Source organism: Bernardetia sp., assembly GCF_020630935.1.
Lineage (GTDB): Bacteria > Bacteroidota > Bacteroidia > Cytophagales > Bernardetiaceae > Bernardetia.
Window position 1 is genome coordinate 716 of the sequence record NZ_JAHDIG010000137.1, and the last position, 3,393, is coordinate 4,108.

The 3,393-nt window shown below is 32.2% G+C and carries 2 protein-coding genes and 2 pseudogenes; 2 read left to right on the top strand and 2 right to left on the bottom strand.

Features of this window, described 5'->3' with window-relative positions:
* Positions 1-893: pseudogene (locus tag QZ659_RS20240) on the bottom strand (transposase); the annotation flags it as partial.
* A 148-nt stretch (positions 894-1,041) separates the two neighbouring features.
* On the opposite strand from QZ659_RS20240, the gene QZ659_RS20245 reads away from it, so the two are divergent.
* Complete coding sequence (locus tag QZ659_RS20245; RefSeq protein WP_291728875.1) at positions 1,042-1,425, top strand: transposase; 384 nt, start codon at positions 1,042-1,044, stop codon at positions 1,423-1,425.
* Between the two features lie 69 nt (positions 1,426-1,494).
* Positions 1,495-2,229, top strand: a pseudogene (locus QZ659_RS20250) (IS3 family transposase); the annotation flags it as partial.
* A gap of 590 nt (positions 2,230-2,819) precedes the next feature.
* Here the strand turns inward: QZ659_RS20250 and QZ659_RS20255 are convergent.
* Positions 2,820-3,329: an IS630 family transposase gene (locus QZ659_RS20255; RefSeq protein WP_291728877.1), complete on the bottom strand. Its 510-nt coding sequence runs from the start codon at positions 3,327-3,329 to the stop codon at positions 2,820-2,822.
* Between the last annotated feature and the right edge of the window lie 64 nt (positions 3,330-3,393).

Here is a 3,393-nt window from a genome sequence, read left to right on the forward strand (position 1 = left end):
GTTTGATGAATAGAAACGTGGGTAATAAATTGATTTTCTGTGGATACTTGGGCATTATAAGCAGGTTTGAGTTGTCCATTTTTCATATGGTCTTCTTTCATTCGCATAAAAGTAGCATCTGTATCTGTTTTACTATATGAGTTTCTACAACCTAAAATTTTTAGAGACTCTTCATATTTACTTCATCTAGGAAGATATTCATCTTGCATTTTTTTTAGTTCTTTTGCCTGTTGTTTGTTGGGTTCTTTAAGCTTTTTATTGATTTGAGCGAGTTTTTCTTTTAACAATGCTGAATCTAATGCAGTAGGTAGTTCTTCTTTATTTTCTTCTTGATTATCGGATTGAATACTACTTTCAATATCAGATAAAATTTTATTTACTTTAGTTTCTAACTTTTCTTTATTTTTTTCAATACTACCACGCCAAACAAACGTATAACGATTAGAACGAGCCTCTATTTTTGTTCCATCAATATATTGAACATCCAGACTTACATAACCCATTTCAACCAACATTTTAACAACTTCTCCAAATAAACGGTGAATATGTGCCTTCAAAATTTTACCTCTAAAATCATTAATTGTTCTAAAATCTGGCGTAGAATTGCCTGATAAATACATAAAATGAATATTCTCCCCAAGAGCTTTAGCTATTTTACGACAAGAATAAATATTGGATAAATAAGCATAAAATAACACTTTAACCAACATTCTTGGATGATAAGCGGAGCAACCTCCTCCTTTATACTGAGAAATCAAATCACTAATATCCAACGAATCAACCACCTTTTCAACTAAACGAACAGGATGATTAGCTGGAATTTTATCAAAGATATTGACAGGAAAAAGTTCGGGTTGAGAAACACTTTGATTTTTAAAAACTACTTTTGCCATACACTAGAAAAGCAAGTGAAAAAATATACGCCTCGAAAATAAAACTTTTTATACATATAAAAAAAGGCTATCCGTACTTTTCGGACAGCCTCTTTATTTTTGCTTTTGTCTCGTCCTAGTATAGCGTTACAACACAACCTTTTATTTTATGAAAAGTAAGTATGTAAAACGCACCCAAAAAGACTATACGATGCAACTCAAACTTCAAATTGTTCGTGAGATAGAAGAGGGTATTTTTACCGTTAGTCAAGCTCAACGTAACTATGGTATTCAATCTCGTGGAACGGTTGTTAAATGGCTTGAAAAATATGGTAATTTTGACCCTCACTACAAAGTTAAAACAACAATTATGAAGACAGCAGAGCAACGTTTGTTAGAGTTAGAACAAGAAAATCGTTTACTCAAAAAGCAAAAAGCAGCTTTAGAGCAAGAGTTAGCCAATTCTGACAAAAAAGTCATTTTATTTGATATGATGATTGATTTAGCAGAAAAAGAATATCAGATTCCTATTCGAACTGCGAAGCACTCATAAGTACCATAAAAAAGAAAACAAAGACGCACTAAAAAACTCCAATCCCAAGTAGTTTGCTCTTTCAGCAAAGAAAGGCAAGTCAGCATCCAGAAGACCTGCAAACTGCTTGGGATAAGCAGACAAAGTTATTATCGTTCGTTTTGGGATGAAAAAGAAAAAGAGCAAGTAGCTACTCAAGTGATTAGGTTAGTAGAAAATATACGTCAAAGAATGCCTAAAATTGGGGTTCGTAAGTTGTATCATATTTTGCAATCAGAGTTAGAGGAGCTAGGGGTGGGACGAGATAAATTATTTCGTATTTTGAGAAATAATAGGCTTTTAATTCGTCCTACACGCAGCTATCATAAGACTACTAATTCGTATCATCGTTTTAAAAAACATAAAAATTTGGTAGAAAATGTAGAAATTAGCAAAGCAGAACAAGTTTGGGTAAGTGATATTACCTATATTGGCACAAGAGAAAATCCAATGTACTTGGCTTTAGTTACAGACGCTTACTCAAAAAAAATAGTAGGTTATGACGTTTCTAGTAGCTTAGAGACGGTAGGATGTAGCAGAGCTTTACAGATGGCTTTGAAAAAGAGAAACTATCCAGAACGAAGTTTAATTCATCATTCGGATAGAGGAATTCAATATTGTAGTTATGAATATCAAAAAATATTGCAAAAAAATAAGATAACTTGTAGCATGACTCAAGAACACGACCCTTATGAAAATGCAGTAGCAGAACGTGTGAACGGCATTTTAAAGCAAGAGTTTTTGATAGCTTCTGAAAACACATATATAGAATGGGTTAAAAAATGATAGGACAAAGCGTAAAAATATATAATACAGAAAGACCTCATTTTTCCTTATATATGCAGACTCCTGAACAAACCCATTTAAAAGAAAATATCAAAATTAGAACCTATAAAAAACAAAAATCAGACTATCAAATGACAGTCTGATTCTAACTAAAATGTATCTCTAAAACTGTAACACTATTTTAGGACGAGACATTTAAAGCGTGTTTTTAGGTATATTTACTTAAACTTAACAATATAAAAAAACGTATTTGTTGTTATGTTTTGTACCCAAATATGTTCCTCATTAGAGGTGTATGTTCCCTTAAAATTACGATTATGGCAAGTGCAAATATTTACATAATGGATAAAGAGCCTGACAAACAGGGGTTGTGTAAACTGATGTTTTTTCTCATATAAAAGTAAAAGGTTTAAAATGTCCACAGGAGAGAAATGCTTGCCAGAGCATTTTGATAAAAATAAGCAGAGAGCTAATAAAAAACATCCATTTCAAGTAGAGACAAACTTTATTCTTGATAAGCTATGCGCAGATGCTATGTCTCATTACAAAATGAGTAAGTAGCTAGCCATATTTATCGTAACAATTTTGTTTTATTGTGAAGTTAATGTAGTAGTTCTGATTTCCATAATTTTTGAGAATATTTTGTATCGCCTTTTGTAGTTTTTTTTGTTTTTATAGTCTTTCGGTTTTAGCCACTCTAGTTTCATTTTTCTCCATAATGTTTCTATGATATTCAAATGAGGACTGTAGCTTGGCAGATAAAAAATGATTACCCCTTTTTCTTCCCATTGTTTAATTTTTTCTTCTATTTTTTTAGAAATATGCCAAGGAGCATTATCCAATACGACTACTGTCATTTTCTCTATCGTTTCAGCAAAACTATCCAAACAGTCTATAATTGTTTGAGAACGCATTGCTTTTTCTGTTACAAAACTGGTAAGTTCTCCTCCTAAGTTGAGCAAACCAAAAACATTTATGCGTACTGACCTGCTACTTTGAATACCAAGTTGCTCACCGACTTTAGACCAACCATAAGGAACAGAAGGTAGTAAACTAAATCCAGATTCATCTCCAAATCTAAGGTCTATACAACCAGCCAAATATAAGAGTATTAGGGTAAACGCACGAAAAAAGTATTATCTTTCTTCTTTTTTTGCCTTATGC